This is a genomic window from Novosphingobium sp. (genome assembly GCF_025351285.1).
Classification (GTDB): domain Bacteria; phylum Pseudomonadota; class Alphaproteobacteria; order Sphingomonadales; family Sphingomonadaceae; genus Novosphingobium.
On sequence record NZ_JANXWG010000073.1, the window covers coordinates 1 to 7242 of the forward strand.

Consider the following 7242-nt stretch of genomic DNA (forward strand, 5'->3'; position numbering starts at 1 on the left):
CGGCAAGGGGCTTGGCGGCTCCTCGTCGATCAACGGCCTGGTCTATATCCGCGGCAACCCGCTCGATTTCGAACGCTGGCAGGACGAGGGCGCGCGGGGCTGGAGCTATGCCAGCGTGCTGCCTTATTTCAAGCGGGCAGAGCGGCGCGCCGAAGGCGGCAATGAATATCGCGGCGACGACGGGCCGCTTGACACGACCTACGGCCCGCTGACCAACCCGCTCTACCAGACGTGGATCGATGCGGCCGAGCAAGCCGGCTATCCGGTCACCGGCGACGTCAACGGCGCGCAGCAGGAAGGCTTCGGGCGGATGGACATGACCGTCCGCGATGGCGCGCGGTGCAGCGCGGCCAAGGCCTATCTGCGCCCGGCGATGAAGCGGTCGAACGTGACAGTCCTGACCCACGCCCTTGCAACTCGGATAGTGATCGAAGGCGGGGTCGCGGTGGGGGTCGAGTATGAGCGCGGCGGAACGCTCCACCGCGTCCGCGCGAACCGTGAAGTGATCCTCTCCGGGGGACCGATCAACACGCCCCAGCTGCTCAAACTGTCGGGCATCGGTCCGGCGGCCGAGCTTAAGGCGCATGGCATTGCGGTCGTGAGCGATCGGCCGGGGGTTGGTGCCAACCTGCAGGATCATCTCGAATTTTATTTCCAGATGGCCTGTACCCAGCCTGTCTCGCTCTATCCGGCGATGAACCTGCTCGCCAAGGGCATGATCGGTGCGCGGTGGCTGCTCCGGCGCGATGGGCTTGGCGCGACCAACCATTTCGAAAGCTGCGGTTTTATCCGAAGCCGCGCGGGCATCCGCTATCCCAACATCCAGTATCATTTCTTCCCGCTCGCGGTCAGCTACGACGGCAACAGCATGGCGAAGGAACATGGCTTCCAGGCGCATGTCGGGCCGATGCGCTCGAAAAGCCGGGGCAGCGTGACGCTGCGCTCGCCCGATCCGCGCGACAAGCCGGTGATCGCCTTCAACTACATGAGCCACCCGGACGATTGGGTGGAAATGCGCGCCTGCGTCCGGCTGACGCGCGAGATCTTCCAGCAACCCGCCTTCGCGCCGTTCCGCGGTCGCGAAATACAGCCAGGAGCGGACGTGACCAGCGACGAGGCGATCGATGCCTTCATCGCCCGGAAGGTCGAAAGTGCATACCACCCCTCGGGCACGTGCAAGATGGGCGCGCTGGACGATCCGCAGGCGGTGGTCGACTGCGAACTCAGGGTCATCGGCGTCGGGGGGCTGCGCGTGGTCGACAGTTCGGTGATGCCCTCGGTCACCACCGGCAACCTCAACGCGCCCACGATCATGATCGGCGAAAAGGGCGCTGATCATATCCTCGGCAAGCCGATGCTCGCGCCGTCCAATGCCCCCTATTACGTGGCGCCAGATTGGGAGACCCGCCAGCGATGAGCCGGACCGTTCTGGAACCGGCGCGCGCTATCGACGTGATCCACGAAACCGAGGTGCTGGTGGTGGGCTCCGGCCCCGGTGGCCTCGCGGCGGCGCTGGCATCGGCGCGCGCGGGGGCGCAAACGACGCTGCTCGAGCGCTATGGCTGCTTCGGCGGCAACATCACCGCAGTCGGGGTCGAGGGCTTTGCCTGGTATCGCCACCCGACCACGATCGACAGCGAAGGCATCGGCCGCGAATTCGAGGATCGGGCCAAGGCGATGGGCGCGGCGATGCCCGAGCCGCAATCGATCAGCCATTCGCTCGATGCCGAGGCGTTCAAATATGTCGCCGATGTGCTGGTGCAGGAGGCGGGCGTGATCCCGATGCTGCACCGCATGTTCGTGGCGCCGATCATGGAAGGCGATTGCATCCGCGGCGTGATCGTCGAGAGCAAGGCCGGGCGCGAGGCGATCCTGGCCAAACGCGTGATCGACGCCACCGGCGATGCCGATATCGCCAACCGCGCCGGCGCACCGACGCACAAGCACCCGGTGGCCGAGATGATGTCGGCTTCGGTGATGTTCTCGATGTGCGGGGTCAACAAGGCGCGGTTCATCGATGCGGTGAAAGCCGAGCCGCAGACGTATGCCGATTGGGCCAAGGACGGCGAGTGGAGCGTGACCACCGATGGCAAGGAGGACGCGATGTTCTCGCCGTTCCTGCGCAAGCCGTTCGAGCAGGCGCTGAAGGCGGGTCTGCTGCCCGAAAACCTGGCGACGATCGCGGGCACGTGGGGCACGGTGTCGGACCAGGGCGACCTGACGTATCTCAACATGGTCCACATGACGCTCGACGGGACCGATCCCGATGACCTGACGCGCGGCGAGATCGAGGGGCGCGCGCAGGCTATGCACGCGGTCGCTGCGCTGCGAGGCTTCATGCCCGGTTGCGAAACCGCCAAGCTGCGCAATTTCGGCATGACGCTGGGCATCCGCGATACCCGCAAGATCGACGCGGCCTACAACCTCACCGATGCCGACGTGCGCGGGGAAGGCCGGTTCGAGGATTCGATCGGCATCTTCCCCGAATTCATCGACGGCTATGGCCTGCTGATCCTGCCCACCACCGGGCGCTATTTCCACGTGCCGTACCGGTCGATGCTGCCCAAGGGTGTGAAGAATCTGATCGTCACCGGCCGCACCATCGGCGGCGACAAGGTTAGCCACGCGGCGGTGCGCAACATGATGTGCTGCGCGGTGGCGGGGCAGGGCGCGGGCGTGGCGGCGGCGATCGGCGTGCGGACGGGGCGCGATTTCGGCGAGATCGACATGGCGTTGGTGCAAGGCGAATTGCGCCGGCAGGGTGCGCGAATCGCGTGACAACTTCTCTTATGAACAATGCGCAAAAGGCATGGCCGCATAACACGTTTGAGATGGCCAATATCACGATAGCTAATACCATGCGCCGATGAAGCTGCCGCAGGAATTCGATCTCCACGCGCTCGAAGTGTTCGTGATGACGGTGGAACTGGGCGGCATGTCGCAAAGCGCCGCGCATCTGCTCGTCACCCAGTCGGCCGTCTCGCAAACGATCGCCCGGCTGGAGGCAAGCATCGGTACCCCGCTGTTCGATCGTTCGATGCGCCCGCTCGGCCTCACCACCAGCGGCCGCTCGATGTTCGAACGCAGCAAGCACCTTCTGGGCCTCGCGCGCAGCACTTATGACGACGTCCGCGCCGGGGCTGACTTGCCGCTGGCCAGCCTTACGGTGGCGATGTCGTTCAGCCTGGCCAACCAGTTGACCAAGCCGATCCTGTCGCGGCTGGGCAAGCGCGCCGGGCGCTGGACGATCCGTTCGGGCATTTCGCTTGAGCACCAGGGCGAATTCATGGCGCGCGATATCGACCTGATGGTGACGGGCAGCTTCAACCTCGAACACCGCGACAACGTCGAACTGCACCCGGTGTTCGAGGAATGCTTCGTGATCGTGGCGCCCGCCAGCTACACCAAGCCGATCCGGTTGACCGGTGATCTGGATGATCTGCCGTTCATCCGTTTTTCGCAAGGCACCGGCATGGGCCAGCAGATCGAACGGCAGATCGTGCGAATGAAGCTGGGGCTGCGGCCGGTGGTGGAGGTCGAATCGTCGCACCAGCAATTGGCGCTGGTGGCGGCCGGACTGGGATGGACGATCACGTCGCCGGTGTGCTTGTCCGCCGCACCCGAACTGTTGCGCCAGACCCGCGTCGAACCCATGCCGCGCGGGCGGTTTTCGCGTTCGGTGCAAGTGGTGGCGCGCGCGGGTGAACTCGGTACCTTGCCGGCTGACGTGGCCCGGCTTAGCGCAAACGAACTGCGGGCCGTGACATTCCCGCCCCTGATCGATCAAATGCCGTGGCTGGCGGAGCAACTGACATGGAACGCCTGATCAAGACCGCGCTTTTGGCGATCGCGCTGCTGGCCCCGGCGACAGCCCAGGCCGGCAATACTCCGCCCAGTGTTCCGCCCAGTGTTCCGGGCACCGACGCGCCACAACTGGCGGCACTGGGCGAGTACAAGGTCGGCTTCCGCAGCATCACACTGGGCCACAAGGCCCAACCCGATTTTCCAGCCGCCGATCCCAAGACGGGCGCCATTCCCCTCCATGAGCGCAAGCTGGTGGTCGACTTGTGGTATCCGGCCAGGCAGAAACCCGGCGCGGCTGCGATCACGTACCACGCAACCCTGTTCGGCGAGCCACCGCAGCCGCCGGTCGCGTACACCATGCCCGGTCTCGCGCTGGCCGATGCCGAACCCGCTGGCGGTGGTTACCCGCTGGTGATCGTCTCGCACGGCTACAGCAATTCGCCCGAGGGGATGACCTGGCTGACCGAGAACCTGGCCTCGAAGGGCTACGTTGTCGCCGCGATCCATCACGACGATCCCGATCCCTACATTATCCCGGCCGAAGCGCGCGCGGTGCCCAATTACAACCGCCCGCTCGATATCGCCTTCGTCGCGGCCAGCTTGCGCAAATCGCTGGGAACGCTGATCGATCCGGCGAACATCGCGCTGATCGGCTATTCGCAAGGTGGCTACGGCGTGCTGGCCGCGGGCGGTGCCAGCCTCGACCCCGAAGGCCCCAACATGCCGCTGGTGGCCGGCGGTTACCTCAGGCGCATCGCGCGCGGTGGGCCCGACGAAGCGGCGGGCAAGGTTCCGGGCGTGAAGGCGATCGTCGCGATGGCGGCCGCCGGCGGACGGCCAAGCAGCGCCTGGGGACCCGAAGGCCTGCGCGCCATCACTGCACCGCTGCTGCTGATCCAGGGATCATCGGACCTGACGGTCGATTACAAGACCGGCGCGCTGGCGCAGTTCGAAGGCGCCACCCGTACCGATCGCTACCTGCTTACTTTCAAGCAGGGCGGCCACGCGATCGGGCTCAGCCCTGCGCCAGCCGAGATGCAGGGAACGGTGTGGGACCTCGACTGGTTCGAGGACCCCGTCTGGCGGAAGGACCGGATCATCGCGATCAACCTGCACTTCATCACCGCCTTCCTGGCGCTGAACCTGAAGGGCGATGCGGCGGCACGAAGCTGGCTCGATGTGCCGGTGACGAACTCCGACGATGGCGAATGGAAGGCGCCCGATGGAACGCCGTGGGCCGCCTACAGCCCGGGCGGGGCAGGTGTCACGCTGTGGAAGGGTTTCCAGCGCCGCCACGCCAGCGGACTTGAACTGCGGCACGCGGCCGCCACGAAGTAACGGTCAGGGCAGCGTTGTTGCGGCAACCTGCCAGAAATGGACCATGTCGTGCGCGTAGCTCAACGGCACGTAGGCCAGGCATGCGTCCTCGCTTTCGACCAGCAGCCGCACGTTGACGTGATCGATCATGGTGGAGGCACTGCAACCGGCTGAAAAGTTAGAAGATTCGGCATCGAACACGCCGCCTTCCATCAGCAGACTGCGCCAGCCTGCCCCAGCCAGCCGCACTCGTCCAACGCCGCCGCCGATCGCGGTCAGGCTGCCGTCGGTATCCAGCACATCGGCCAGCCCGGCAATATCGCCCTCGACCAGCCACACCGTGGGTTCGAAGCGGATCAACCGCATCGCCGGCAGTTCCAGCGACCGCTCCATCGCTGGCAGCGGTGCGCCCAGTGCGGCCTGAAACCGCGCCGCGACGGCGGCCGGATCGCTCCAGATTTCCAGCACATGCAGCGGCGCGGCGGGCAGGGTGGTCACTGTCAAATCAGTCACGATAGCGATCCCCGGCAGCATCGTAAAAGTGCGGTGCGACCACACGGACCGTAGCGGTCTGGCCCCTGGTGGGCGACGTCGCGGTCAGCGTTTCACCGGCCCGCGCAAATCCGTTGGCAAGCATTCCCAGCGCAATCGATCCACCATCGATGACCCGGATGCCCGCTGCGGTGACGTGGCCCTCGGCCCGATTACCCGGTGCAGTCACCAGCATCGAACCTTCGGGAATCGCGCCCTCGATCGCTTCGAGCCCGACCAGTTGCAACCGGCCCGCTTCCGCCAGAGCAGGGCGCGCAAGTCCCGCCGCGCCGATGTAACCGGCGGCCTTGTTGAGCATCCGGTCGAGCGCGAGATCATGCGGCGTCCGCCGCCCGTCGACTTCACCGCCGACCACGAGGTGGCCCTTTTCGATGCGCAGGAATTCCATCGCTTCCATGCCGTAGAGGCAGCCGCCCGCGCTCACCGTGACGCCTTCGCAAGCCAGCCACACCGGCGCGGCATGGCTGGCTTCGGCGTAGATTTCGAACGCGCGTTCGCCGCTGTAACTGGCGGCGAGGACGGTAACCGGAACGCCCGCAATTTCAGCCGTCGTGGCCGACATGTGGCGCGGCGGCGCCTCGCCGATCAACGCCTCCAGCACCGCCCTCGCCTTCGGCCCGGCAACCGCGATCCCGGCGTGGTGCTCCTGCACATTGACCACAGACACGCGCAAGTCCGGGAACAGCACTTGCCGAACATAGGACAAGTGCGTCGCCATTCGGTCTGCCCCGCCGGTCGAACTGGTCAGCAGGAAGCGATCCTCGGCCAGCCGCCACACGGTGCCGTCATCGAACACGAAGCCGTCTTCGCGTAGCATGAAAGTGTAGCGGCCGCGCCCTACCGCCAGCTTGCCGACCGTGGTCGCGCAGATGCGTTCGAGCAGCGCCACCGCATCGGGCCCGCTGATCTCGAACTTGGCGAGCGTCGAGACGTCGGTCATGCCCACCGCATTGCGCACGCTGCGCGCCTCGCGCAGCGCGGCTTGGGCGAGCATCTCGCCAGCCTTCGGATAGGCACGGGGCCGCTTCCAGTATCCCAGCGGCTGCCACAGCGGTTGGTGCGCCATGTGCTGATCGTACAGCGCCAGCCGCCGCAGATGCGCACCCGCATCGCGCGTGGTGCGGCCCGCGAGCAGGCCCATTGTAACCGGGGTGTAGGGCGGGCGGAAGGTGGTCAGCCCCGCCTCGGGGATGGCCACGCCTTGCCGTTCGGCAAGTCGGCCGAGCGCGGCCATGTTGCTCATCTTGCCCTGGTCGGTCGCCATGCCCAGCGTGGTGTAGCGCTTGAGATGTTCGACCGAGCGGTAGCCTTCGGCCCACGCCAGATCGACATCGCCCAGCGACACGTCGTTCTGGAAGTCGATGAACGCCTTGCCCGGATTGGCGGGCGCGGGGGTCGGGCCGATCGGTTCGGCGCTGGCTGCTGCGCCCACCGATTGGACGTTCTGCCGCGCCGCGCCGGGTAGGAAGGCCTGGGCTCCCGCATCCCAATCGAGCGCCGCACCGCCCGCCTGCATGTGAAGGTGCACCACCGGGGTGAACCCGCCCGACATTGCCAGCAAGTCCGCGG

The 7242-nt window shown here is 66.3% G+C and carries 6 protein-coding genes; 4 read left to right on the forward strand and 2 right to left on the reverse strand.

Features of this window, described 5'->3' with window-relative positions:
• The 4 genes from Q0R16_RS08755 to Q0R16_RS08770 form a co-directional block, all read left to right on the forward strand.
• A partial coding sequence (locus Q0R16_RS08755) for a choline dehydrogenase (RefSeq protein ID WP_295635126.1) occupies nucleotides 1-1417 on the forward strand: 1417 nt, incomplete at its 5' end.
• On the forward strand, nucleotides 1414-2778 hold the full coding sequence (locus Q0R16_RS08760) for an FAD-dependent oxidoreductase (protein ID WP_295635128.1): 1365 nt from the start codon (nucleotides 1414-1416) through the stop codon (nucleotides 2776-2778). The genes Q0R16_RS08755 and Q0R16_RS08760, both read left to right, overlap by 4 nt.
• Nucleotides 2779-2866: 88 nt before the next feature.
• The gene (locus Q0R16_RS08765; RefSeq protein ID WP_295635132.1) at nucleotides 2867-3826 is read left to right on the forward strand and encodes a LysR family transcriptional regulator; all 960 of its coding nucleotides are present in this window, start codon (nucleotides 2867-2869) and stop codon (nucleotides 3824-3826) included.
• Nucleotides 3814-5142 carry a dienelactone hydrolase gene (locus Q0R16_RS08770; protein WP_295635135.1) on the forward strand — a complete coding sequence of 443 codons (1329 nt, stop codon included), beginning with the start codon at nucleotides 3814-3816 and terminating at the stop codon, nucleotides 5140-5142. Before Q0R16_RS08765 ends, Q0R16_RS08770 begins: the two co-directional genes overlap by 13 nt.
• Before the next feature lie 3 nt (nucleotides 5143-5145).
• Here Q0R16_RS08770 and Q0R16_RS08775 read toward each other — a convergent pair whose 3' ends face one another.
• Together Q0R16_RS08775 and Q0R16_RS08780 are read right to left on the reverse strand one after the other, a co-directional pair.
• Nucleotides 5146-5634 (reverse strand): hypothetical protein, encoded by a 489-nt coding sequence (locus tag Q0R16_RS08775; protein WP_295635139.1) that lies wholly within the window; start codon nucleotides 5632-5634, stop codon nucleotides 5146-5148.
• A partial coding sequence (locus Q0R16_RS08780; RefSeq protein ID WP_295635142.1) for a glycine cleavage T C-terminal barrel domain-containing protein occupies nucleotides 5627-7242 on the reverse strand: 1616 nt, incomplete at its 5' end. The genes Q0R16_RS08775 and Q0R16_RS08780, both read right to left, overlap by 8 nt.